The 23238-nt window shown below is 68.6% G+C and carries 23 protein-coding genes and 4 tRNA genes; 5 read left to right on the plus strand and 22 right to left on the minus strand.

The annotated features are described in order from the left end of the window. Positions 1–7: 7 nt before the first annotated feature. The 7 genes from rplJ to ACL06G_RS12810 form a co-directional block, all read right to left on the minus strand. Positions 8–580: a 50S ribosomal protein L10 gene (rplJ, locus tag ACL06G_RS12780; RefSeq protein WP_412787626.1), complete on the minus strand. Its 573-nt coding sequence runs from the start codon at positions 578–580 to the stop codon at positions 8–10. A 333-nt stretch (positions 581–913) separates the two neighbouring features. Then, positions 914–1867, minus strand: coding sequence for an SCO4651 family lipoprotein (locus ACL06G_RS12785; RefSeq protein WP_503167848.1), 954 nt, complete (start codon positions 1865–1867; stop codon positions 914–916). Positions 1868–1960: 93 nt separating this feature from the next. Continuing rightward, entirely contained in the window at positions 1961–2683 is a 723-nt protein-coding gene (gene rplA, locus ACL06G_RS12790; protein WP_412787624.1) for a 50S ribosomal protein L1, read from the minus strand. A gap of 79 nt (positions 2684–2762) precedes the next feature. Next, positions 2763–3200 (minus strand): 50S ribosomal protein L11, encoded by a 438-nt coding sequence (rplK, locus tag ACL06G_RS12795; protein WP_412787623.1) that lies wholly within the window; start codon positions 3198–3200, stop codon positions 2763–2765. Between the two features lie 228 nt (positions 3201–3428). Beyond that, a complete protein-coding gene (nusG, locus tag ACL06G_RS12800; protein WP_412787622.1) occupies positions 3429–4277 on the minus strand; it encodes a transcription termination/antitermination protein NusG in 849 nt (282 codons plus the stop codon). Between the two features lie 136 nt (positions 4278–4413). Further along, complete coding sequence (secE, locus tag ACL06G_RS12805) at positions 4414–4692, minus strand: preprotein translocase subunit SecE (protein ID WP_412787621.1); 279 nt, start codon at positions 4690–4692, stop codon at positions 4414–4416. A 108-nt stretch (positions 4693–4800) separates the two neighbouring features. Next, positions 4801–4873: transfer RNA gene (locus ACL06G_RS12810), tRNA-Trp, on the minus strand. Between the two features lie 205 nt (positions 4874–5078). Between ACL06G_RS12810 and ACL06G_RS12815 the strand changes: the two genes are divergently transcribed. Together ACL06G_RS12815 and ACL06G_RS12820 are read left to right on the plus strand one after the other, a co-directional pair. Further along, a complete protein-coding gene (locus ACL06G_RS12815; RefSeq protein ID WP_412787620.1) occupies positions 5079–6317 on the plus strand; it encodes a pyridoxal phosphate-dependent aminotransferase in 1239 nt (412 codons plus the stop codon). 102 nt (positions 6318–6419) lie between these two features. Then, complete coding sequence (locus ACL06G_RS12820; RefSeq protein ID WP_412787619.1) at positions 6420–7442, plus strand: adenosine deaminase; 1023 nt, start codon at positions 6420–6422, stop codon at positions 7440–7442. A 49-nt stretch (positions 7443–7491) separates the two neighbouring features. Here the strand turns inward: ACL06G_RS12820 and ACL06G_RS12825 are convergent, their stop codons facing one another. The 6 genes from ACL06G_RS12825 to ACL06G_RS12850 form a co-directional block, all read right to left on the minus strand. Beyond that, a complete protein-coding gene (locus ACL06G_RS12825) occupies positions 7492–8547 on the minus strand; it encodes a UDP-N-acetylmuramate dehydrogenase (RefSeq protein WP_412835893.1) in 1056 nt (351 codons plus the stop codon). 43 nt (positions 8548–8590) lie between these two features. Next, positions 8591–9025 carry a MaoC family dehydratase gene (locus ACL06G_RS12830; RefSeq protein ID WP_412787617.1) on the minus strand — a complete coding sequence of 145 codons (435 nt, stop codon included), beginning with the start codon at positions 9023–9025 and terminating at the stop codon, positions 8591–8593. Between the two features lie 4 nt (positions 9026–9029). Further along, complete coding sequence (locus ACL06G_RS12835; protein WP_412835894.1) at positions 9030–9482, minus strand: FAS1-like dehydratase domain-containing protein; 453 nt, start codon at positions 9480–9482, stop codon at positions 9030–9032. 111 nt (positions 9483–9593) lie between these two features. Next, entirely contained in the window at positions 9594–9761 is a 168-nt protein-coding gene (gene rpmG / locus ACL06G_RS12840) for a 50S ribosomal protein L33 (RefSeq protein ID WP_412787615.1), read from the minus strand. Positions 9762–9853: 92 nt separating this feature from the next. Beyond that, positions 9854–9926: transfer RNA gene (locus ACL06G_RS12845), tRNA-Met, on the minus strand. Positions 9927–9979: 53 nt separating this feature from the next. After that, a tRNA-Thr gene (locus ACL06G_RS12850) sits at positions 9980–10052 on the minus strand. Positions 10053–10248: 196 nt separating this feature from the next. Here ACL06G_RS12850 and ACL06G_RS12855 point away from each other — a divergent pair. Both ACL06G_RS12855 and ACL06G_RS12860 read left to right on the plus strand, forming a co-directional pair. Next, on the plus strand, positions 10249–11505 hold the full coding sequence (locus ACL06G_RS12855) for an amidohydrolase family protein (protein WP_412835895.1): 1257 nt from the start codon (positions 10249–10251) through the stop codon (positions 11503–11505). Between the two features lie 82 nt (positions 11506–11587). Continuing rightward, positions 11588–12262 carry an SDR family oxidoreductase gene (locus tag ACL06G_RS12860; RefSeq protein WP_412835896.1) on the plus strand — a complete coding sequence of 225 codons (675 nt, stop codon included), beginning with the start codon at positions 11588–11590 and terminating at the stop codon, positions 12260–12262. A 93-nt stretch (positions 12263–12355) separates the two neighbouring features. Here the strand turns inward: ACL06G_RS12860 and ACL06G_RS12865 are convergent, their stop codons facing one another. The 5 genes from ACL06G_RS12865 to ACL06G_RS12885 form a co-directional block, all read right to left on the minus strand. Next, complete coding sequence (locus tag ACL06G_RS12865) at positions 12356–13021, minus strand: hypothetical protein (RefSeq protein WP_412835897.1); 666 nt, start codon at positions 13019–13021, stop codon at positions 12356–12358. Positions 13022–14194: 1173 nt separating this feature from the next. Further along, positions 14195–14785, minus strand: a complete 591-nt coding sequence (locus tag ACL06G_RS12870) for a hypothetical protein (protein ID WP_412835898.1) — start codon at positions 14783–14785, stop codon at positions 14195–14197. Between the two features lie 29 nt (positions 14786–14814). Further along, positions 14815–17028 (minus strand): hypothetical protein, encoded by a 2214-nt coding sequence (locus ACL06G_RS12875; RefSeq protein WP_412835899.1) that lies wholly within the window; start codon positions 17026–17028, stop codon positions 14815–14817. 13 nt (positions 17029–17041) lie between these two features. Beyond that, entirely contained in the window at positions 17042–17428 is a 387-nt protein-coding gene (locus tag ACL06G_RS12880) for a hypothetical protein (protein ID WP_412835900.1), read from the minus strand. Positions 17429–17742: 314 nt separating this feature from the next. Then, positions 17743–17824, minus strand: a tRNA-Tyr gene (locus tag ACL06G_RS12885). A gap of 212 nt (positions 17825–18036) precedes the next feature. Between ACL06G_RS12885 and ACL06G_RS12890 the strand changes: the two genes are divergently transcribed. Continuing rightward, the gene (locus tag ACL06G_RS12890) at positions 18037–18525 is read left to right on the plus strand and encodes a YajQ family cyclic di-GMP-binding protein (RefSeq protein ID WP_412835901.1); all 489 of its coding nucleotides are present in this window, start codon (positions 18037–18039) and stop codon (positions 18523–18525) included. A 118-nt stretch (positions 18526–18643) separates the two neighbouring features. On the opposite strand, the gene ACL06G_RS12895 is transcribed toward ACL06G_RS12890, so the two are convergent. The 4 genes from ACL06G_RS12895 to ACL06G_RS12910 form a co-directional block, all read right to left on the minus strand. Continuing rightward, on the minus strand, positions 18644–19048 hold the full coding sequence (locus tag ACL06G_RS12895) for a YccF domain-containing protein (RefSeq protein WP_412786513.1): 405 nt from the start codon (positions 19046–19048) through the stop codon (positions 18644–18646). Then, the gene (gene htpX, locus ACL06G_RS12900) at positions 19048–19908 is read right to left on the minus strand and encodes a zinc metalloprotease HtpX (protein WP_412835902.1); all 861 of its coding nucleotides are present in this window, start codon (positions 19906–19908) and stop codon (positions 19048–19050) included. Before htpX ends, ACL06G_RS12895 begins: the two co-directional genes overlap by 1 nt. 124 nt (positions 19909–20032) lie before the next feature. Beyond that, positions 20033–21607 carry an NADH-quinone oxidoreductase subunit N gene (locus ACL06G_RS12905; RefSeq protein ID WP_412835903.1) on the minus strand — a complete coding sequence of 525 codons (1575 nt, stop codon included), beginning with the start codon at positions 21605–21607 and terminating at the stop codon, positions 20033–20035. Continuing rightward, a complete protein-coding gene (locus tag ACL06G_RS12910) occupies positions 21604–23238 on the minus strand; it encodes a complex I subunit 4 family protein (RefSeq protein ID WP_412786516.1) in 1635 nt (544 codons plus the stop codon). The genes ACL06G_RS12905 and ACL06G_RS12910 overlap by 4 nt, the downstream gene beginning before the upstream one ends.

The raw sequence follows: 23238 nt of genomic DNA on the forward strand, positions 1-23238 counted from the left end.
GCGGGTGTTACTCCGCGTCGGCCTCGGCGGGAGCCGGCGTACCGGCACCGCCCTGCTCTCCCTGCTTCTCGCGAAGCGCGTCCGCGGTACGGACCATCTTCGTGAGCGGGGCCTGGAAGGTCGCCGCGGCCTTGGCCATGGACGCCTTCATGCCGCCTGCCAGCTTGGAGAGCAGCACCTCGCGGGACTCGACGTCCGCGAGCTTGTTGAGCTCGGCAGCGGTGTACGCACTGCCGTCGACGATGCCGCCCTTGATGACAAGAGCGGGGTGGTCCTTGGCGAAGTCGCGCAGACCCTTCGCCGCCTGCACCGGGTCACCGGTGACGAAGGCGACGGCCGACGAGCCCGTGAAGAACTCGTCGAGCTCGTTGATCCCGGCCTCGTTCGCCGCGATCTTGGTCAGCGTGTTCTTCACCACACGGTACTGGGCGTTCTCACCGAGAGAACGGCGCAGATCCCTGAGCTGCGCCACGGTGAGACCGGTGTACGCGGTCACGACGGCCGCGTTGGAGTCACGGAACTTGCCCGTCATCTCCTCGACAGCTGCGACCTTGTCAGGTGCGACTCGGTCCCTCGCCATGAGCCTCGGCCTCCTTCCGGGTGATGAGGACCGCTCGGAAGGGGCTTGAAATGCGAAACGCCCCGTGCGCAGGCGCACAGGGCGATGCTCGACCGGTTCGCACGCGTGTGGGCATGCCGTCCGGGAGCTCTTCCAGTTCACCTACGCGGGTCGCCCGCAGCTAGCGGATCCTTCGGCCGTGCGTCCTCGGGTGGACACACTGCGAACCAGCGGTCTTTGGCTTCGCCGACAGATTACGCGGACGGGACCTGCGCAGGCAAATCAGTCCGGCGGCGGACAGCGCGGCGTCCCCACCGCGGCGGGCGCGGGAGGGGACGCCGTGCGGCAGCCGGATCACATACCCGTGCCGGTGCCCGCGTTCACGTCCTGCAGATCCTCCAGCATCTTCATCAGGTCCACCGTCTGCGAGGCCGGGGGAGCCGTCACCGAGAGATCGGTGCCGTAGTCGCTCATCCGCTGGGTCGTCTCGACGGTGCCCTCGGGCGTCTCCATCTCGGCGTCGATGCGGACCGGCAGGTCGTCCTCGTCCACCCAGGCCTCGATCCGGTACTCCTTCATACCGGAGGCCTCCAGCTGCTCGACGAGCTTCTCGCGCTCCTTCTTGTCGAGCACCTCGAGGGACTTGTTGGCGTCCAGCGCCTCCTGCAGGGTCAGCGAGCCGGTGTAGTGCCGGGCGTCGACGCCGTCGATCCGCTGCTCGCCGGCGAACTCGATGTTGGGCGAGTCCAGGAGCATGCCCAGCTGCTGCGCCGGGCTCTGCCCCATGTTGTCCATGCCGGAGGTCATCGCCTCGGCCATCGCGGGGTCTTCCGCGGACTCCGCAATCGCCCCCATGTCGATCTTCATCCAGCGCTTGCCGTCCATCTCGGCGGTGGCTGCTTCTCCCATGTCCATGTACATCACGTCGTCGACCCACACCATGCGGGTCTGCTCCGGGCCGCCACCGGTCGACATCGCGCTGCCGGACATGGTCACGTCCATTGCGTACGGGTCCCAGCCCATGACGCCGCTCATCCGGACGGTGCCACCGGCGTTGCCCGGCACGGTCATCTCCAGCGAGACCTTGGCGGACTTCGCCTCACTGGTGCGGCGCGTGGCCGCGGTCATCACCGCGAGCGCCGAGTGCGACTCCGTCTGCCGGGAGACCTGCTTCTCCCCCGTCGCACCGGCATCGTCGGACTTCTCTCCCCCGGTGCAGGCCGTCAGCGTGACCGCCATAGCCATGCTCACGGTTGCCAGGACACCCTTGCGGAATGCGCGCATCCCCCACCCCCACAAATTCTTCATATGTTCGGTCGCCCAGATATACCACAGCGCCGGGCCCGCCCTCCGCATCGGAGAGCGGGCCCGGCGCCGTGTGCGTCCGCGTCACCGGCAGGCTCAGGCGGCCGCCGGGTCCTCCTCGACGAGGAGGTTCTTCGTGCGGTTGGCGTCCACCGGAATGCCGGGGCCCATCGTGGTGGTGATGGTCGCCCGCTTCACGTAACGGCCCTTGGCGGCCGACGGCTTCAGCCGGTGGATCTCCTCGATCGCGGCGCCGTAGTTCTCCACGAGCTGGGCGTCGTCGAACGAGGTCTTGCCGATGATGAAGTGGAGATTGGCGTGCTTGTCCACCCGGAACTCGATCTTGCCGCCCTTGATGTCGGAGACGGCCTTGGTCACGTCCGGGGTGACGGTGCCGGTCTTCGGGTTCGGCATCAGCCCCCGCGGACCGAGGACGCGGCCGAGACGACCGACCTTGCCCATCAGGTCCGGGGTGGCGACGACGGCGTCGAAGTCCAGACGTCCCTTGGAGACCTCGTCGATCAGCTCGTCGGAGCCGACGATGTCGGCTCCCGCGGCTTCCGCGGCCGCTGCACGGTCACCGGTCGCGAAGACCAGGACCCGGGCGGTCTTACCGGTGCCGTGCGGGAGGTTCACGGTGCCGCGGACCATCTGGTCGGCCTTGCGCGGGTCGACACCCAGACGCAGGGCGACCTCGACGGTCGCGTCGAACTTCACCGAGGAGGTCTCCTTGGCGAGCCGGACGGCCTCGAGCGGGGCGTAGAACTTCGCCCGGTCGATCTTCGCGTCCGCGCTGCGGAGAGTCTTGCTGCGCTTCACTGCTGCTCCTGCTGTTGCTGTTCCGGAGTCGTGGTGCGGGCCGCGCCCGGCCCTTCCACGGGATGGTCGGCGGCTGCTGTCAGCCCTCGACGGTGACGCCCATCGAACGCGCGGTACCGGCGATGATCTTCTCCGCCTGGTCCATGTTGTTCGCGTTGAGGTCGGGCATCTTGGTCGTGGCGATCTCGCGCACCTGGTCGCGCGTGACCTTGCCGACCTTGTTGATGTGCGGGGTGCCGGAGCCCTTCTCGATACCGGCGGCCTTCAGGATCATCTTCGCGGCCGGCGGCGTCTTGGTGATGAACTCGAAGGAGCGGTCCTCGTAGACCGTGATCTCCACCGGGATGACCCACCCGCGCTGCGACTCGGTCGCGGCGTTGTAGGCCTTGCAGAACTCCATGATGTTGACGCCGTGCTGACCCAGCGCCGGACCGACCGGCGGGGCCGGGTTGGCGGCACCGGCCTGGATCTGGAGCTTGATCAGCCCCGCGACCTTCTTCTTCTTCTTGGGAGGCATGCTCTCTCCGGGTCCTAGTGAGAGGTGATTCGCGCCACCGTCCACGGAGTCGGAGTCCGACGACTCGATCAACCGGACGGAGGCATACCGCACCACGATAGCGCCTACCACGGCGAGCCCCGAAATCGGATACGGCCGGAACTCCGGGGAGGGGCGGCCCCGGGGCATGAAAGAGCCCCCGCTCAACGCCGAGGCGCCGGTCAGGGGCTCTTTCGTGGCGACGATCGCCTAGTTCTTCTGGATCTGGTCGAAGCTCAGCTCGACCGGAGTCTCGCGGCCGAAGATCTCCACGAGGCCCTTGACCTTCTTGGAGTCGGCGTTGATCTCGTTGATGGTCGCCTGCAGCGTGGCGAACGGACCGTCCGTGACGGTGACGGCGTCGCCGACCTCGAAGTCGAGCACCTGCACCTCGACCTTGCGGGAGGCGCCGGCCACCGGCTTGCCCTCGTCGTCCGTGGCCGCCGCCTTGGTGGCCTTCTCCTCGGCCTCCGGGGCGAGCATCTTCACGATCTCGTCGAGCGTCAGCGGGTACGGGTCGTAGGCGTTGCCGACGAAACCGGTGACACCGGGGGTGTTCCGCACGACGCCCCACGACTCGTTCGTGAGGTCCATGCGGACCAGGACGTAACCGGGCAGCTTGTTCTGCCGCACGGTGCGCCGGTCGCCGTTCTTGATCTGGACGACCTCTTCCTGCGGCACCTCGGCCTGGAAGATGAAGTCCTCGACGTTCAGCGAGACCGCCCGCTGCTCGAGGTTGGTCTTCACACGGTTCTCGTAGCCCGCGTAGGTGTGGATCACGTACCACTCGCCGGGGAGGAAGCGCAGTTCGTCACGGAGGGCGGCCACCGGGTCGACCGGCTCGCTCTCCTCCGCCGCCTCTTCCGACGCGTCCTCGGCTGCCCCGGCGTCCGCTTCCTCGGTGGCCTCCGCGGCCGCCTCGGCCGTCTCGGAGGTTTCCTCGGCGGCGTCGGCAACTGCCGCCTGGTCGACGCCTGCGTCCGTCGCCTCGGCGAGATCGCGCGCGGAGTCGTCGCCCTCGGCGGGCTCGACGGCGTCGTTCAGGTTCGGGTCAGACACGGTGGCTGCTTCTTCCTGGCTACGGGGGGTCGAACATGCGGTGACCGCGCTCCGGCGGCCGGGCCCGGCACGCGGCTGCGCGCCTCCTACGCCTCAACGTACCCCGAAGCCGGCTTCCACGTGCCGCAGCGGCGGGTCAGCCGAAGACGAACTTGACGCCCTCGGTGAACCCGTAGTCCAGAACGGTCACCAGACCGATCATGATGATCACGAAGACGATCACCACGGTCGCGTACGTGGAAAGCTGGTTCCGCGTCGGCCAGACGACCTTGCGCAGTTCGGCGATGATCTGCCGGTAGAAGAGAGCGAGACGAGCGAGAGGGCCCTTCTTGCCGCGCTTCCCACCACGCCGCGGCTTGTCGTCCGAGGACCGTCCGGGCTCGGGGACCTCGGTGGTGTCCGTGATCTCCGTCACTCGTCCTCACCTTGATCCGGATCATTGCCCTGCGGCATACGAGCCGACCGCACGGCGCGTGCATTCGAAGTACGTACCTGCACACACACCATGGGGTGATGTGTGGAGCAGGGCCGGAGGGACTCGAACCCCCAACCGCTGGTTTTGGAGACCAGTGCTCTTCCAATTGAGCTACGACCCTTTGCGGTGTCCACAACCTACCGCATCCGCGCCGCTGCATGCAGTGTGCAGCGCGAAGCGATCGATGTGGGCCGACGACGTAGGAGTGTACGTGCTCCGCCGCGCGCAGTCGAACACCGCCCGTCGCGGGCACCCGGCCGACGCCCGGGCGTGACCGGCTCCACACCTTGCTGCGATCGGGATGTGCGGTCTGCAACGATGCCTCCATGACCGCTGCTACTCCTTCCGCACAGTCCCCCACCGAACGACGCGTATCGGCCCGCATCGGGGCGATCTCCGAGTCGGCGACGCTCGCCGTCGACGCCAAGGCGAAGGCGCTCAAGGCCGCCGGGCGCCCCGTGATCGGTTTCGGCGCGGGTGAACCGGACTTCCCGACGCCGGACTACATCGTCGAGGCGGCGGTCGAGGCGTGCCGCGACCCGAAGAACCACCGGTACTCCCCCGCCGGGGGCCAGCCGGAACTCAAGGCCGCGATCGTCGACAAGACGCTGCGCGACTCCGGCTACCAGATCGAGGCCGCGAACGTGCTGGTCACGAACGGCGGCAAGCAGGCGATCTACGAGGCGTTCGCCGCCACCCTCGACCCGGGCGACGAGGTCGTCGTGCCCGCGCCGTACTGGACCACCTACCCCGAGTCCATCCGGCTCGCCGGCGGCGTACCGGTGCCGGTCGTCGCGGACGAGTCCAGCGGCTACCGGGTCACGGTGGAGCAGTTGGAGGCCGCGCGCACCGAGCGCACCAAGATGGTGGTGTTCGTCTCGCCGTCGAACCCCACCGGCGCCGTCTACGACCGCGAGCAGACCGAGGCCGTGGGCCGCTGGGCCGCCGAGCACGGCCTGTGGGTGCTGACGGACGAGATCTACGAGCACCTGGTCTACGGCGACGCCCGGTTCACCTCACTCCCGGTCGCCGTGCCGGAGATCGCCGACAAGTGCATCGTCGTCAACGGTGTCGCCAAGACGTTCGCGATGACCGGATGGCGCGTCGGCTGGGTCGTCGGCCCCAAGGACGTGGTGAAGGCCGCGACCAACCTGCAGTCCCACGCCACTTCCAACGTGAGCAATGTCGCGCAGGCCGCCGCCGTGGCGGCGCTGACCGGCGACCTGGACGCGGTCACGACCATGCGGGAGGCCTTCGACCGGCGGCGGCGCACCATCGTGCGGATGCTGAACGAGATCGACGGTGTCGTCTGCCCGGAGCCGGAGGGCGCCTTCTACGCCTACCCGTCGGTGAAGGGCGTGCTCGGCAGGGAGATCCGCGGCAAGCGGCCCGCGACCTCGGTCGAACTGGCCGAGGTGATCCTGGAGGAGGCCGAGGTCGCGGTCGTACCCGGCGAGGCGTTCGGTACCCCCGGCTACCTGCGGCTCTCCTACGCGCTCGGGGACGAGGACCTGGTCGAAGGCGTCTCGCGGATCCAGAAGCTGCTCGCCGAGGCCCGGGACTGACCCCCGCCGGCACGGCCGTCCGTTGACGGTCGTGCATGCGAACAAGCCCCCGTCCGGGCATCACGATTCCGGGCGGGGGCCTCTTTGCGGCAGGATGCGGGAATGGCACGAGAGGTACGTTCGCTCCCCAAGGCTCACCTGCACCTGCACTTCACCGGCTCCATGCGGCCGAGCACGCTGCTGGAGCTCGCCGACAAGTACGGCGTCGGCCTGCCCGAGGCGCTGCGCGGCGCGGAGCCTCCCAAGCTCCGCGCCACCGACGAGCGCGGCTGGTTCCGCTTCCAGCGCCTCTACGACGCCGCGCGCTCGTGCCTGCGCGCCCCGGAGGACATCCAGCGGCTGGTCAGGGAGGCCGCCGAGGAGGACGTCGCGGACGGCGGGCAGTGGCTGGAGATCCAGGTCGACCCGACCTCCTACGCACCCCGGCTGGGCGGGCTCACCCCCACGCTGGAGGTGATCCTCGACGCCGTGGACAAGGCGATGCGGGACACCGGTCTGGGCATCCGCGTGCTGATCGCCGCGAACCGCATGAAGCATCCGCTGGACGCCCGCACCCTCGCCCGGCTCGCGGTCCGCCACCGCGACCGCGGCATCGTCGGCTTCGGCCTCTCCAACGACGAACGGCGCGGCTTCGCACGCGACTTCGACCGGGCATTCGCCATCGCACGGGACGGAGGACTGCTGGCCGCACCCCACGGCGGGGAGCTCTCGGGGCCGTCCAGCGTGCGCGACTGCCTCGACGACCTGCGGGCCTCACGGGTCGGCCACGGGGTGCGCGCGGCGGAGGACGAGCGGCTGCTGGGCCGTCTCGCCGAACGCGGCGTGACCTGCGAGGTGTGCCCGGCGTCCAACGTGGCCCTGGGCGTCTACGACAAGGCGGAGGACGTGCCGCTGCGGAAGCTGTGGGACGCCGGGGTGCAGATGGCGCTCGGCGCCGACGACCCGCTGTTGTTCGGTTCCCGACTGGCCGACCAGTACGAACTGGCCCGGCACACGCACGGCTTCTCGGACGAGGAGCTGGCGGAGCTGGCCCGCCAGTCGTTCCGCGGTTCGGCGGCCCCGGAGGACGTGCGGCGCCGGGCGTTCGCCGACATCGACGCCTGGCTGGCCGCATCGGCCGACTGAGCCCGGTGACGTCCCGGCCCAGGGACCGACGGAGCCCCCGGGACTCCGTTCAGAGGGCGCAGCCGACCGTCACGGGCTCGTTCACGAGAGTGATACCGAACGCCTCGTGCACCCCGTCGCGGACTTCGCGGGCGAGTGCCAGCAGGTCGGCGGTGGTGGCCCGGCCCCGGTTCGTCAACGCCAGGGTGTGCTTCCCGGAGATCCGGGCCGGGCCGGTGCCGTAGCCCTTGGTGAAGCCCGCGCGGTCGATGAGCCACGCCGCGGACGTCTTCGTCCTGCCGTCCTCCGCGGGGAAGGCGGGCGGGGCGACGTCCGGCCCGAGCCGTTCGGCGGCACGGGCGAGGAAGGCCGCCCACCCGGTGTCGTCGAGGATCGGGTTGGTGAAGAAGGAACCCGCGGACCAGGTGTCGTGGTCCTCCGGGTCGAGCACCATGCCCTTGCCCGCCCGCAGTTTGAGGACGGTCTCCCGGGCGGTGGCCGCCGCCACCCGCTCGCCGGGCCGCACGCCCAGCACCCGAGCGGTCTCGGCGTACTTCAGCGGCGCGGACATGCCGTCAGCGTCCTCCAGCGCGAACCGGACCCGCAGCACGACGTACCGCGCCGGATCGGCCTTGAAGCGGCTGTGGCGGTACGCGAAGCCGCACTCGGCGTTCGGCAGGGTGACGATCTCGCGGGCGCGGCGGTCGTAGGCGACCACTTCGGTGACCGTCGACGACACCTCCTGCCCGTAGGCGCCCACGTTCTGGATGGGCGTGGCACCGGCGGAGCCGGGAATGCCGGCGAGGCACTCGACACCGGCCAGCCCGGCCTCGACCGTCCGGGCCACCGCGTCGGACCAGTTCTCGCCGGCGGCCAGTTCCAGGTGGGCGCCGTCGAGGTGGAAACCCCGGGTGGCGATGCGCAGCGCGGTGCCCGGGAAGCCGTCGTCGGCGACGACCAGGTTGCTGCCGCCGCCGACCAGCAGCAACGGGGTGCCCGCGGCGTCGGCCTCACGCACAGCCGCCACCACCTCGTCGTCCGTGGTGGCGGTCTGCAGCCGTGCGGCGGGACCGCCGAGCCGGAAGGTGGTCAGCGGGGCCAGTGGGGCGTCGAGGAGTTCCTGCACGGACACAAGACTACGGGCCGCCCCCGCCGGGGGCCGGGACCGCTCAGGCCAGCGCCACCACGGCGCGCGACATGCCCAGCACCCGCTGCCCGGCGCTGGTCACCGTCAGATCCACGCGAACGGTGCGGGCCTCGTCGTCCAGCTTGGCCGCGACCTTCGCCGCGACATCGATGCGGGCGCCCTCACCGTCGTCGGCGACGACTACCGGCTTGGTGAAGCGCACGCCGTACTCGCGCAGCGCGCCGGGGTCGCCCGTCCAGTCGGTGACGACCCGTACGGCTTCGGCCATGGTGAACATGCCGTGGGCGATGACGTTCGGCAGGCCGACCTCGACGGCGAACCGCTCGTTCCAGTGGATGGGGTTGAAGTCGCCCGAGGCGCCCGCGTACCGCACCAGGGTCTCGCGGGTCACCGGGAAGCTTCGTGCGGGCAGTTCGGTGCCGACCTCGACATCGGCGTAGGCGATCCTCGCGGTCATGCCCTCAGCCCTCCTCGGCGGCGCGCGCCACCAGCTTCGTCCAGGCGGTCACCACGTGCTCGCCGTTCTCGTCGTGCACCTCGCCGCGGACGTCCAGCACGTCGTTGCCGGCCAGGGACTTCACCGACTCGATGGTGGAGACCACCGAGAGACGGTCCCCGGCACGCACCGGGCGGCTGTACGCGAACCGCTGGTCGCCGTGGACGACCCGGCTGTAGTCCAGCCGCAGCTTCGGGTCCTCCACCACCTGGCGGGCGGCCCGGAAGGTGACGGCGAACACGAACGTCGGCGGCGCGATCACGTCGGGGTGGCCGAGCTCCGCGGCGGCGGCCGGGTCGGTGTAGACCGGGTTGGTGTCACCGACGGCCTCCGCGAACTCGCGGATCTTCTCCCGCCCGACCTCGTAGGCACGGGTGGGCGGGTAGCTTCGTCCCACGAACGACTGGTCGAGCGCCATCGGCTCGCCACCTCCTGATTGTGCGGGAGAACGCCGGACGGCGATCGTCCGTCCGGCGAACGACGTGAGGCCGCCCCCGACAGGCGGGGACGGCCTCGTACGCGACGTGTGTCAGCGCGTCTCGCGGTGCGCAGTGTGCGCATTGCACCGCGGGCAGTGCTTCTTCATCTCCATGCGATCCGGGTTGTTGCGCCGGTTCTTCTTGGTGATGTAGTTCCGCTCCTTGCACTCCACGCAGGCCAGCGTGATCTTCGGGCGGACGTCAGCGGTGGCAGCCACGTGAGTGCTCCTATGACGAACGGGACAGGATTCAACGCAGAAAGAGTAGCCGATCGGAGGACCGAGCCCGCAATCGGCTACTGTCAGTGAAGTAGCGGCGACCGGACTTGAACCGGTGACACAACGATTATGAGCCGTTTGCTCTACCGACTGAGCTACGCCGCCGCGATGCGTTACGGGTGCCACCCGCAGAGCGAGCGACACACCTCACACATCAGAGCCCCAAAACGGAATCGAACCGTTGACCTTCTCCTTACCATGGAGACGCTCTGCCGACTGAGCTATTGGGGCGAGCGGTGAAGACACTACACGCTCTCCCTCCCGAACGTGAAATCCGTATCCGGGCCCGGAGCGTGCGCCTCCCGCCGACACCCTGCGCAGGCTCCCCGACGCACCACGCCGGTACGACTATTCGGTTCCTCCGCTGGACGGCCCACTCCGCGCCGTACCCTCGTCACACGCCGGGCGCGACAGCATGGGGAGCACGATGGGCGACAGCCAGACACCGGAGCCCGGCCCCGCCGCCGAGGTCCCCCGGCTGCTGCTCAGCGGCGCACGCCTGGCCGACGGCCGCACCGTCGACGTCCGCCTGGGAGAAGGCCGCATCGAGGCCGTCGGCACCGCGGGCAGCCTCGCCCCCGGCCCCCGTTCCGGCCACAGCGCCCGCGTCGACCTGCGCGGCTACCTGCTCCTCCCCGCGCCGGCGGAGCCCCACGCCCACCACGACACCGCCCTCACCGCCCCGCAGGCCGCCGCCGGAGCACCGGCCCCGCCGCCCTCCGACGACCCGCACGAGATCCAGTCCCGCACGACCGAGGCAGCCCTCCTCCAACTCGGCCACGGCGCCACCGCCGCCCGCAGCCACGTACGGATCGGCGACGTCACCGAGCTCCGCTCGCTGGAGGCCGTCCTGCAGGCCCGACGCAGCCTGCGCGGCCTCACCGACCTCACCACCGTCGCCGTACCGCGGCTCCTCACCGGCCTCGCCGGCGCGGACACCCTCGCCATGCTGCGCGACGCGCTGAAGATGGGCGCCCAGGTCGTCGGCGGCTGCCCCGACCTCGACCCCGACCCCGGGGGCTACGTGGACGCCGTACTCGCCGTCGCCTCCGAACACGGCTGCGCCGTCGACCTGCACACCGACGCCGACGACCCCGCGCGGCTCGCCCGGCTGGCCGCCGCCGCGGGCGGCCTCCGGCCGGGAGTGACCCTCGGCCCCTGCGCCGGACTGGCCCGCCTCCCGCACGAGGTGGCGGGCCGAGCAGCCGACCGGCTGGCGGCCGCGGGAATCTCCGTGACCGCGCTGCCGCAGGGCTGCTGCGCCACGCTCGAGCAGGCAGGTGTGTCCGGCGCGGCTCCCGTCCGGCTCCTGCGAGCGGCGGGCGTCACCGTCGCGGCGGGCAGCGGCGCACTGCGGGACGCGGCCAACCCGGTGGGCCGCGGCGACCCGTTGGAGGCCGCCTACCTGCTGGCCTCGCACGGCGAGGCCGCCCCGGACGCCGCGTACGAGACCGTCAGCGCCGGTGCCCGCACCGTCATGGGCCTCCCGGAGGTGCGCATCGAGGCAGGGTTTCCCGCCGAACTGCTCGCAGTCCGGGGCCGGGACGTGGCAAGCGCACTGTCCCTCGCGTACAGCCGCATCGTGGTGCACCGGGGGCGGGTGGTGGCGCGGACGAGCGCGGTGCGGGAGTACTGCGACTCCGCGGCGGCGGATCTCGACCTGCCGCGCCAGTCGCAGGGGTGACGGGCGGCCCGCTCGTCCCCGCACCGGCGCGCTGCCGCGGCGCGTACGGCGCCCGGGCGGGGTACCGCGTACGGTCGGGACCATGCGCACAGTCATCGCCGGTGGACACGGAAAGATCGCGCTTCGGCTGGAGGAGCTCCTCGCCGGGCGCGGGGACGACGTCGCGGGATTGATCCGCGATCCCGCACAGGCGGACGACCTGGCCGCGGCGGGAGCCCAAGCCGTCGTGTGCGACCTGGAGAGCGCCTCGGTCGACGAGGTGGCGGCCCATCTGGACGGCGCCGACGCCGCCGTGTTCGCGGCCGGTGCAGGACCCGGCAGCGGGGCGGCCCGGAAGGAGACCGTCGACCGGGACGCGGCGATCCGCTTCGCCGACGCCGCCGAACGCGCGGGCGTACGCCGCTTCGTGGTCGTCTCCGCGATGCGGGTGGACCAGCAGCCGCCCGCCGACATGGACCCGGTCTTCGCTGCCTACCTGCGCGCCAAGGGCGCCGCCGACGCCGACGTGCGGGCACGCGACGGTCTGGACTGGACGATCCTGCGCCCGGGACGACTCACCGACGACGCCCCGACCGGACACGTACGGCTCGAGGGCAGCACCGGCCGCGCCGAAGTCCCCCGCGCCGACGTGGCCGCCGTCCTGCTCGCGCTGCTGGACGAGCCGCGCACGGCGGGCATGACGCTGGAACTGATCTCCGGCGGGACGCCGGTGGCCGAGGCCGTCGCCGCCGCGGCAGCGGGCGGCGGGGCCGGCTGAGGCGGGAGGCGGGAGGCGGGACGGACTGGGGCCGCGTCAGCGGGTCCGCCGACGACGGCGGTACAGAAGAAGGCGCGCGGACATCCGACGTGCTCATTCACGAATGTCGACAGTTTTCGGCACCTTTGGATCATCCTCGCAGTTCTTGACGGCGTGACGCAGGAAAGAAAGCGCAAGATCCGCAGCATTCTGACGCTGCTCAAGACTGTCCGCGTCAGGCGCATCCTCCGTTCGCGCCGCTACGGCCATCGCACCGTGACGCCTCTCAGGTGGAAGTCCTGTCGAACGGGACGTCGTGCAGGGAACACGCAGCACCGCATCTCCCCCGCCCGATACCCCGCCGAGGTATGCTCCCTTCGAGCCGATACGCAACAACCGCCCATCAACATCGAACGGCTCCACCAATTCCCGAGGCGATAGTTTCGACGGGTTCGCCCCCTCCGTGAGGAATGCCGCATCGATGACGAACTCGGGTAGTCCGCGATGCTCAGCGTCGCTCACAGAACAGTAGCCCTCGTACAGAGAGAGGTTTCTCTCGTAGTAGCCCGACTCGATCTTGTCAATGTCGTCCGGCAGAAGCTCGAGAACCTTACGGCCATCCTCGCGACTGGTCAGCACCTTGCCCTGACAGTTAGCGTCCTTCAGCATCTCATCTTCTGATGCGGTGCATCCCGTCAGATTTATCGCCAAAATCACGGCTGCACCGAGAGAGAACGGCGCTCGCAAACTCCCTGTATGGGCAAGATTGAAATACCCCACAATGCAAACTCCAACTTGAAAAGCGACAAAAACTGTAGGCGCGAATCATATCAACCATTCGCGCTTGTTCTCGACGTGGCCACGGACGTGCTGACCGGCATCGGCCCATCCAGAATCGAATCCACCAGAAATCAATCCGTGAAAATCTCCGGTTTTCATGTCACCAGGAGGCTCGACTCCAGCACCGCGCAATCCAGTCCAAATATTCTGGTAGGCCTCACCTCTCATGGACTCCAGCTTGGTCGATGTATTTCTCCCGGATTCCTCTGAGTTGTCCTGCTTCGCGAACCGATACCCCGAGAGGACGCCCCATCGAGGGCCGTTTCTTAGACCTCTGACAATCAGACACGAGAAGCGATGCATAGTACATCGTGAACCCTTTCACCGCGCCCAAAGTGACAGACTGCTGCCGGTCATCCGGATACCATATTTCGTAGCGCTAAAACATGTCATCGACAGATTTCTGAGGGTGCAGTTCGACAACAACCCTTGCGACGGTGAAGACATTTCCCTTCTCTTGGGTGATCCAGACGTCGCACTTTTCTTGGATTCCGCTATTACGCTTACCCAGGTCCTCGACCTCCCCTTTATCGGAGGGGACCATGAGGACCTCCGAGTAAGGGCCGGGGTACATGCCTTGCAGGGATCTCGTGCTGATCTTCGCACCACAAAGCACCTTAGGAAATTCCGGATGCTTTTCCGAGTTCACCGAACAAGATGAAAGGATCATTCATCCTGTTACCGCGACAAGCTCAGCTCTACGCACTACTTCAACCTCCGCGAACATTGACGGATTTCGGCAACTTCGGGTGATTGTCGCATTTCTTGGAGGAGTGACGCATGAAGGAAAGCGCAAGATCCGCAGCATTCTGACGCTGCCTCCTGCTACTCGCTTCGGGAGCCGCATACGCCTGCACGGTAATAATCATGCTTCCCTGGACGGGTTCCCCCACAGTCTTGTGCGAGATCACACACGGCACGCTCAGCGAGGCACTTCCTTTCCCGGAAATCCCAGATACCACTTCGGGATCACTAGAAGTGACACCACGCGGCGTGCCGGACAATTCGAATTCCTCGAAATACTCACCGGGGTCCTCCGGAGCAGGGAATTGGTCACTTGAGAAGGAGCCCCGGTGACCCGCCCTGTGGGGCCTCACGGACTTGCATGTCACGTCACTCAGCATCAGGCTCGTCACATGGGCCACTGAGCGAACCTGCTTCTTCGGCGGCCCGTTCAGCGATCGCAACGAGTTCAGCCCGGTGGTCACCCTCGTTGTTCGCCTTGGCCCGGACTGAGAGACCACCCCGCTTAGTGTCGGCGCCGTCCGACATCCTGCAGGGTAGGTACACGGCCGTGACAGTGGGAGTCGACCAACCACCGCCGGCAATGTCCAAACGTTGCCGATCCGCGGCGGGAACGAACCCGTCGACGACTTCGTCACTCCAGGCTTCGAAGCTCCGGTAGCCAGTGAATTCGACGGACAGGTAAAGCGCCTGGTCTCCCTCTGCTTCCACCGTGCACAGACCGGAGTAGTAGCCCGGCTTCTCCATTATCGACTCGTGCACCGCGTAGCCTTCGGCGGCGGGAGCGAGTGCGTCGACATCCTCAGCATTCGCCTCCTGCGTGAGATCCCGGCAAGCGCTTCCCATGACTTCGCCGAACCGAGAGTCGGGGCCGATGTACACCCCGGAGGCGTAGCCTCCTCCGATCAGTGCCAGCCCGGCTGCGGATATCGTCACCCACTTCCGGCCCAGTTTCTGCATTGTGTCACCCATACCATCGGCCTCTCTCGTTAGTTGACGTCGGTCTCGAGGTCGTCCGCCATGTTTTCGACACTCGTCTGTGCGTCGTTAAAGCCGGTACGGGTGCCTCCCAGCGCCCAGTCAGCGACACTGTCGGCGTAACGCGCACCGTGCGCTTCAGCCGCGAGCTCCGCGGTGTGCTGGTTCAGGTAGATGTTGGATTCGAGACTCTTCTCCCAGTCACCGCCGGAGATCCTCGCAGCCTCGTTCAGAGCATTGGGCTCCTGTGCCTGGAAAATCTCTTCAAGGATGACACTGGACACCGTGCTTGCGACTCCGCTAGCTACAGCTCCACCTGCTGGCGAAGCGATGAAACTGACGCCAACTCCGATGCCCGTGCTGATCCCGCCGGAGATCAAGTTTTTGCGTTGCGCCATCGATTCGCTGAACTCTTTATCTGCGATGGCTGCTTCGCCAAGTGTGGCCTCTTGGCGACCAACGGCAAGCGTTCCGCCGATCTCACCGGAACGACGCGAAATGGTCTCGACAATCTCCTGCGGAGAACCGGGATATCGCTGGTCTTCGGGCAGGTCTGGGTTGAGATGGTGGTCCATGAGGTTAGCAGTGTAGGCCCGCTGGGCAGTTTCGATCGCGGCGTAGCCGTCCGGATCTTGCCCAACCGAGACCATAAATCGAGTAACGTCCTGGTTGTCCAGCTCCGCTTGCGCCCCTGCAACGGGAAACAGCATGTTGGTGTTTCCGAGAGGATCGTTGGAGATGGCACGGTTGATGTCAGGAAGGTATTCGGCGGCCATATTTCCAAAGCTTTCAGACATCGAACTTGGATCGGTGAGCTGCTCGTCGTCTCCGCCGAACGACTGGACCACGCGCTCCATGAGTTCGGCCTGGCCCTGGTTGTGCGGAGGCGCGTCAACGGACGGACCGGCGCCGGCATCGTGCCCTGTCGTGGCAGCCTCCAGCGCATGGCCGAAGTGGGCCTTGTCGGCGTCGCCGCCGTGCCACTCGCGGTCCTTGAGGAGATAGTCGAGGTTGTCGATCGTCCCGTCGTCCGTTTCCGTGCTGCCGGAAAGAAAGTCGGTGGCCGCTTCGGGGTTGTGGCCGAGGCCATCCGAGAACCCGACCATGGGGTCGGAGTTGATGAGGTCCCAGGTACCGTCCCCGTTCCAACTGGACTCCCGGTCCGTTCCCCAGAACTGGTAACGGTCCTGTTCCTTCTGGACGAGTTCGGTACCGAAGTCCTTCAGAAAGTCGTCATCCCAGTCGCCGTGGGATAGCAGGCTACTGGTGAGTTGGTCGCCATTGTAGGAGTAGGCAGTGGTACGCCCATTCGATGACTGGTACACACTGTCACCGGCGGCCATCAGTTCCTTCTCGAACTTGTCCATGGCCGGACTGTCGATCCTGCTGGCCGTTCCGAGCGTGGTGCCGAGGTTCTTCTGGATCTTCCGGAGGACAGCCTTCTGGTCCTCGCTGGTTCCCGGGGGCGGATTCATCATCGTCATGTAGGACCGCAACGTCCCGTCCGCGCCCTTGCTCTTCACGAACCTCTCGGCGAACAGAGGCTCGTCGGCATGCTTGCTCAGCAGCCTGTTGAGTTCGCTGAGCTCGGTCGGCGAGGCCCCGCCGGCCATCAGTTCTGCCGCGCGCTTGGCGTCGCGCTGTGCCTCGACGGCGTCGTCGAGGCTGGTGTAACCCGCCGTGGTGAAGCTGTCGTCCTCTTCCCCGTTGGGGTCGGCCTTGAGCGCTGCTTCCGCCGTTTCGTCGGCTTGGGTCGCCTTCTTCAGGATCCGGTCGATCTTCCGCTCGTACTTCTGCATGAGCTTGAACCGGGCGTCCTCGAAGTCGCTGTAGCCCGCGTCGTGGCGCGCGACGCTGTCGTGACGCATCGGGTGGTTGTCGGTGATGCTCCCGTTGCTGTTCACGACCAGGTGTTCGCCCCGCATCTCCTCTTCGAGGGCGCTGAGCTGCTTCTGGAAGGCGTGGAGGTCGTGGTGGATGTCGTCCAGCAGCTTGGACATACGCCCGGCCTCTGCGGCCGCGGCATGCATCTGCTTGCGCACCTGAGCGATCTCGCTCTGTGCCGCGCAAGCTGCCTCGCCCGTCCAGTTCTTCTCGAGGCGCCGCTGCACCTGCTGCTCGTACTGGTCCCCCAGGCCCTCGTAGGCCGACTTGACCTTCCGCCAGTCCCCGGCGGCCTGTTCGAGGCCGGACAGGTCCGCCTGATCCAGCTGTTCGTAGTTCATGCCAACTCCCCCTTCACCCGAAGTCCTGTTGGATCTTCTTGTGGTTGGCCGTCTCTTGTTCTTCCCGCTCGGTGTACTGGACCTTGTTCCGGTGGAGCTTCTCGCTGATCCCTTCCAGCCGGTCGTGCAGGTGCTTCACCTGCTGGTTCCAGCGGTTCGCGAAAGCGGTGAGTCCGTGAGGTGTCTGCCAGCCGCCGGCCTTGTTGATGCGGGGACCGGCCGCACGCGTGGAGTCGTCGGCCTCGTTGTCCTTCTTCCGCAACTGGCTGCGGATGCCCACCAGCGCGTCCGCGGCAGCCGCCAGCTCCCTGGTTTCGACCTTCGTCCTGCCGCCGCCTCCGCCCGCGGAGTTGAGCTGTGTGGCAGTCGGCTCATGGCTGGGCTCATCGAAGTCACCCATGCACCCTCCCCCGATGAGTGTCCGTGCGTGTGCGTGGCGTAAAAACGCCGACGAAGGAGCCTACCGAACATCCGGGCCTTGGAAAGGGGTGGGGCCGCCCGAAACAGACCGAGGCGGACGACACGTGCCGGCGGGAGGAGGCGGAGCGCTGATCGGCTTCTGCAACCTCACCCCTGCCCCACGCGGACCCCCAGGCACTGGCCAGTAGGCGAAACAGAGTGGGACATTCCTGCCCCAACGCTGCCCTGCGACGGAGACATGCGAAAGGGTCCTGTGATCAGCGTTTCCGCTGTTCACAGGACCCTTTTCTGCTGTGGCGGCGCTAGGATTCGAACCTAGGAAGGCTGAGCCGGCAGATTTACAGTCTGCTCCCTTTGGCCGCTCGGGCACACCGCCTGGGTTTGCTGCCGCGGCGCCGCTCTGGGCTGCGCTCCGTGGCAACGCGGTAAACCATACCTGATACCGGGGGGTGGTCCGCCACTCGGTTGATCCACAACTTCGGGCACCCCGGATGGCTAGGCTTGCGGGCGCGGGCACGGGCTGCTTCGGGCGGCGCGGGACCCGCACCCCCACCCCATCGGCAACTATCCACGAGGAGCCAATCCACCATGGCGGACTCCAGTTTCGACATCGTCTCGAAGGTCGATCGGCAGGAGGTCGACAACGCCCTGAACCAGGCCGCCAAGGAGATCTCGCAACGCTACGACTTCAAGGGCGTCGACGCGTCCATCGCCTGGTCGGGCGAGAAGATCGAGATGCGGGCGAACTCCGAGGAGCGGGTGAAGGCCGTCCTCGACATCTTCCAGGGCAAGCTGGTCAAGCGGGGCATCTCCCTGAAGTCGCTCGACGCGGGAGAGCCGCAGGCCTCGGGCAAGGAGTACAAGCTCTCCGCGACGGTCCAGGAGGGCATCTCCCAGGACAACGCGAAGAAGGTCGCCAAGATCATCCGCGACGAGGGCCCGAAGGGCGTCAAGGCGCAGGTGCAGGGCGACGAGCTCCGCGTCACCTCCAAGAGCCGCGACCACCTGCAGGAGGTCATCGCCTTGCTGAAGGGCAAGGACTTCGACTTCGCCCTCCAGTTCGTCAACTACCGCTGACGCGCCGTCCGGGCCCGCTGCGCGCACGTCGCGGCGCAGCTCGCGCAGCAACAGCGAGGGCCGTGGTCGAGACCGTTCTCGACCACGGCCCTCGCTGTTGCTGCCGGGGGCCGTGCGGCTACCAGCGGAAGCCGGGGTAGGCGTCGGGGCCGGTCGTCGGGACGATCTCGCGTCCCAGCGGCATCAGGGAGATCGGCACCATCTTGAAGTGGGCGATCCCGAACGGGATGCCGATGATGGTGACGCAGAACGCGATGCCCGCCGTGATGTGCCCGATGGTCAGCCAGATGCCTGCCACGATCAGCCAGATCACGTTGCCCACGCCGGAGGCGAGGCCCGCGCTCTGCCTCTGCACGGCGCGGTAGCCGAAGGGCCACAGTGCGTACACCGCGATGCGGAAGCACGCGATGCCGAACGGGATCGTGACGATCAGGATGCAGCAGAGGACACCGGCGACCACGTAGCCGAGGGCCATCCACAGTCCCGAGAGGACCAGCCACACGATGTTCAGGATTGTCCTCATCAACGTGTGCCTCCCATCTGTTCGAGCCGGGCGATCCGCTCGGCCATCGGCGGGTGTGTGGCGAAGAGCCTGGTCATGCCCCTGCCCGCGCGGAAGGGGTTGGCAATCATCAGATGACCGGCAGTTTCCAGACGCGGCTCGGACGGCAGCGGCAGCTGTTTCGTGCCGGTCTCCAGTTTGCGCAGCGCGGAGGCGAGGGCCAGTGGGTCGCCGGTGAGGCGGGCGCTGGAGGCGTCGGCCTCGTACTCGCGGGAGCGGCTCACCGCCATCCGGATGAGGGACGCGGCCAGCGGCCCGAGGAGCATGATCAGGAGCAGGCCGGCGAGTCCGGGCCCTTCGTCGTCGTCGGACCGGCCGATCGGGACGAGCCAGGCGAAGTTGACCAGGAACAGCACGACGGAGGCCAGCGCGCCGGCGACGGAGGAGATGAGGATGTCGCGGTTGTGGACGTGGCTGAGTTCGTGGCCGAGGACGCCGCGCAGTTCGCGTTCGTCCAGCAGCCGCAGGATGCCGTCGGTGCAGCACACGGCGGCGTTGCGGGGGTTGCGTCCGGTCGCGAAGGCGTTGGGGGCACGGGTCGGTGAGATGTACAGGCGGGGCATCGGTTGCCGGGCGGACGTCGAGAGGTCCCGGACGATGCGATAGAGCTGCGGGGCCTCGAATTCGCTGACGGGCCGTGCACGCATGGCGCGGAGGGCGATCCTGTCGCTGTTCCAGTAGGCGTAGGCGTTGGTGCCCACCGCGACGACGAGCGCGACGATCAGCCCCGTCCGGCCGAACAGGCTGCCGATGGCGAGGATGAGGGCCGAGAGGCCCCCGAGGAGCAGCGCTGTCCTCAGTCCGTTGTGCCGGCGGTGCACGGTACGCCCTCCACAGATGATGCCCGCAGGAGAACCCGTGAGGCAGGTGGCCCATCCACTTCCAGTGGACACTCACGTACGGATCAACGCCACACGGGCGGCCCGGGTTCCCGTGCCGGGCCGGTCAGAGCAGCGTGCCGGAGGTGTAGCGGAGGGCGGCCTGCGGGGCTCCGGAGAGGAGGAGGGCTGCGGCGGCGGTGAGGGCGACGGCCGCGGTCAGCGGGATGCCGAGCGGCTGCCTGGCCGTGGCGGCTGCGGCGGGGGCCCGGTCGGTGGCGGGGCGGCGGAAGAGCAGGGCTGTCCAGTTCAGGTAGTAGTACAGCGCCACGACGACGTTGACGGCCATGATCACGGCGAGCCAGCCGAGGTCGGCCTGGAGCGCTGCGCGGAAGACGACCACTTTGGCGAAGAGGCCGATGACGCCCGGCGGCAGTCCGGCGAGGCAGAGCAGTTGGAAGCCGAGGGCGAGTGCGGCGACGGGGTTGCGTGCGGCGAGGCCGCGGTGGTCGTCCAGTCGGGTGTCGGTGGGGCGGCCGTTCCGTGACACGTGGACGACGACGGCGAAGGCGCCGAGGTTCACCACGGTGTACATGAGGGCGTAGGAGACGGTCGCGCCGAGGGCGGCGGAGGTGTCGGTGGTGGCGCGGGCGCCCGGGGTGCCTGCGGTGGCTGCCGCGGCGGCGAGGGGGACGAGCAGGTATCCGGCCTGCCCGACGGAGGACCAGGCGAGCAGCCGTACGGCGCTCTGTGCCCGGTCGGGGCGCTGCCGGAGTGCGCCGAGGTTGCCGATGCTCATGGTGAGGGCGGCGAGTACGGCGAGGAGGGGTCCCCAGATGTCCGCGTAGGAGGGGAGGGCCAGCAGGGTGACGAGTGCGAGGCCGGTGAAGCCGACGACCTTGCCGATGACGGAGAGGTAGGCCGCGACGGGCAGCGGCGCTCCGGCGTAGGCGTCGGGTACCCAGAAGTGGAAGGGGGCGGCGGCTGTCTTGAAGGCGAAGCCGACGAGGGTGAGGGCGGCGCCTGCTGCGGCGAGGGTGCCGAGGGGGGCGTCGGCGGCGGGGAGCCGCTCGGCGACGGTCGTGAGGTGGAGGGAGCCGGTGGCGGCGTAGAGGAAGCTGATGCCGAGCAGCATGACGGCGGTCGCGGTGACGGAGGAGAGGAAGAAGGTCAGCGCGGCCTGCGAGGAGCGCCGGTCGCCGCGGCGGAGGCCGACCAGGGCGAAGGCGGGCAGTGAGGCGGTTTCGAGGGCGATGACGAGGGTGGCGAGATCGCGGGAGGCGGGGAGCAGCGCGGCTCCGGCGGCGGAGGCGAGCAGCAGGAACCAGTACTCGCCTGCGGAGAGCCGCTCGTCCTGCACTGCGGGGAGGGAGAGCAGTGCGGTGAGGAAGGCTCCGCCGAGCACGAGGAGCTGGACGACGAGGGCGAAGGGGTCGGCGACGTAGCTGCAGGCCGCGGGGTCGGTGGTGAGGCAGAAGGTGGCGCGGTCCTCGCCGACGAGGGGGATCAGTGCGAGTGCGGCGGCGCCGAGCCCGGTGACGGCGAGGGGGCCGAGCAGGTGGGTGCGGGTGGCGGGCAGGAAGAGGTCGAGGACGAGCACGGCGAGGGCTGCCAGTGCGGCGAGGACGGGTGGGGCGATGGCGAGCCAGTCGACGGACTGGACGACGTCGGCCGTGGCGGCTCCGGCGGAGGCGGTCGTCATGGGGTGGCTCCCGGCAGGAGGTGCTGGACGGCGGGGTCCGTGAGGCGGAGGAGGACTGCGGGCCACAGGCCGGCGAGGACGGTGAGGGCGACGAGCGGGGTCCAGGTGGTGAGCTCGTACGGGCGTGCGTCGGGGAGTGCCGTGGTCAGGGTGCGGGGGGCTGCGGCCGGGGCGGCGGTGCCTGCCTTCCGGGGGGTGCCGGGGCGTTTCTCGGCGGGGTCGCCCATGCATACCCGGCGGACGACGACGAGGAGGTAGGCGGCGGTGAGGAGGGTGCCGAGGGCGCCGGCGGCCATGCAGGTGAGGAAGGCGGGCCTGCTGAGGGCGGGTGCGGGGTCGAAGGCGCCGAGCAGGGCGAGCATTTCGCCCCAGAATCCGGCGAGGCCGGGGAGGCCGAGGGAGGCGACGGCGCCGAGGGCGAGGAGGCCGCCGAGGCGGGGGGTTCTTCCGTAGAGGGCGCCGCCGGTGCGGCCGGCGAGGGTGTCGAGGTCGGTGGTGCCGGTGCGGTCCTTCACGGCGCCGACGAGGAAGAAGAGGAGGCCGGTGATGAGGCCGTGGGCGATGTTGGCGAAGAGCGCGCCGTTCAGGCCGGCCGGTGTCATGGAGGCGATGCCGAGCAGCACGAATCCCATGTGGCCGACGGAGGAGTAGGCGATGAGGCGTTTGAGGTCGCCGTGGGCGCCGCGCCGGGCGAGGGCCAGGCAGGCGAGGGAGCCGTAGACGATGCCGGCGGCGGCGAACGCGGCCAGGTAGGGGGCGAAGGTGCGGAATCCGTCGGGTGCGGCGGGGAGCACGATGCGGACGAATCCGTAGGTGCCCATTTTCAGCAGCACGCCGGCGAGGAGGACGGATCCGACGGTGGGTGCGGCGGTGTGGGCGTCGGGGAGCCAGGTGTGGAGCGGCCACATGGGGGTTTTTACGGCGAGGCCGATGCCGATGGCGAGGACGGCGGTGACCTGGGTTGCGTGGCTGAGATCCGAGCCGTTGTCGGCGGCGAGTGCGAGCATGTCGAACGTGCCGCTCCGCAGGCCGAGAAGGAGGAGGCCGAGGAGCATGACGACGGAGCCGAGCAGGGTGTAGAGGAGGAACTTCCAGGCGGCGGGGCCTCGGTTCTCACCGCCCCATCGGGCGATGAGGAAGTACATCGGGACGAGCACCGTCTCGAAGGCGAGGAAGAAGACGAGGAGGTCCAGGGCGGTGAAGGCGGCGAGGGAGCCGGCTTCGAGGAGCAGCAGCAGGGCGACGAAGCCGGTGGGGGACGGGCCCTCCGGCGGGCGCCGGTAGGTGTGGAGGGCGCCGAGGAAGGCGAGGAGCGCGGTCAGGACGATCAGGGGCAGCGAGACTCCGTCGACGCCCAGGTGGATCCGGGCGCCGAGAGCGGGGATCCAGGTGAGGTCGGTCTCCGCCTGAACGGTGGCGGGGTGGTCGTGGTCGAAGCCGGCGGTGAGGACGAGCGTGACGGCGAGGACGGCGCCGGTGACGGTCACGCCGTGCCGCAGGACGGCGTGTTCGGGGCTGCGGCCGCGGAGGCCGGGGGGTGCGGGCAGCAGGGCGGCCGCCGCGCCGAGAAGGGGCAGTGCCACGACGGCGGCGAGGAGGAGGCGGAGGGCGGTGTCGTCGATCGGCAGCAC

Origin of the sequence: Streptomyces callyspongiae, assembly GCF_047200695.1 — a bacterium.
In the GTDB taxonomy this organism is placed as follows: domain Bacteria; phylum Actinomycetota; class Actinomycetes; order Streptomycetales; family Streptomycetaceae; genus Streptomyces.

Bases quoted from the DNA above. Each gene is read 5' to 3' on its own strand.
- rplJ (WP_412787626.1), bottom strand. From the start codon at position 580: ATGGCGAGGGACCGAGTCGCACCTGACAAGGTCGCAGCTGTCGAGGAG.
- ACL06G_RS12785 (WP_503167848.1), bottom strand. From the start codon at position 1,867: ATGAAGAATTTGTGGGGGTGGGGGATGCGCGCATTCCGCAAGGGTGTC.
- rplK (WP_412787623.1), bottom strand. From the start codon at position 3,200: ATGCCTCCCAAGAAGAAGAAGAAGGTCGCGGGGCTGATCAAGCTCCAG.
- ACL06G_RS12815 (WP_412787620.1), top strand. From the start codon at position 5,079: ATGACCGCTGCTACTCCTTCCGCACAGTCCCCCACCGAACGACGCGTA.
- ACL06G_RS12820 (WP_412787619.1), top strand. From the start codon at position 6,420: ATGGCACGAGAGGTACGTTCGCTCCCCAAGGCTCACCTGCACCTGCAC.
- ACL06G_RS12830 (WP_412787617.1), bottom strand. From the start codon at position 9,025: ATGACCGCGAGGATCGCCTACGCCGATGTCGAGGTCGGCACCGAACTG.
- ACL06G_RS12835 (WP_412835894.1), bottom strand. From the start codon at position 9,482: ATGGCGCTCGACCAGTCGTTCGTGGGACGAAGCTACCCGCCCACCCGT.
- ACL06G_RS12855 (WP_412835895.1), top strand. From the start codon at position 10,249: ATGGGCGACAGCCAGACACCGGAGCCCGGCCCCGCCGCCGAGGTCCCC.
- ACL06G_RS12860 (WP_412835896.1), top strand. From the start codon at position 11,588: ATGCGCACAGTCATCGCCGGTGGACACGGAAAGATCGCGCTTCGGCTG.
- ACL06G_RS12870 (WP_412835898.1), bottom strand. From the start codon at position 14,785: ATGCAGAAACTGGGCCGGAAGTGGGTGACGATATCCGCAGCCGGGCTG.
- ACL06G_RS12875 (WP_412835899.1), bottom strand. From the start codon at position 17,028: ATGAACTACGAACAGCTGGATCAGGCGGACCTGTCCGGCCTCGAACAG.
- ACL06G_RS12880 (WP_412835900.1), bottom strand. From the start codon at position 17,428: ATGGGTGACTTCGATGAGCCCAGCCATGAGCCGACTGCCACACAGCTC.
- ACL06G_RS12890 (WP_412835901.1), top strand. From the start codon at position 18,037: ATGGCGGACTCCAGTTTCGACATCGTCTCGAAGGTCGATCGGCAGGAG.
- ACL06G_RS12895 (WP_412786513.1), bottom strand. From the start codon at position 19,048: ATGAGGACAATCCTGAACATCGTGTGGCTGGTCCTCTCGGGACTGTGG.
- ACL06G_RS12905 (WP_412835903.1), bottom strand. From the start codon at position 21,607: ATGACGACCGCCTCCGCCGGAGCCGCCACGGCCGACGTCGTCCAGTCC.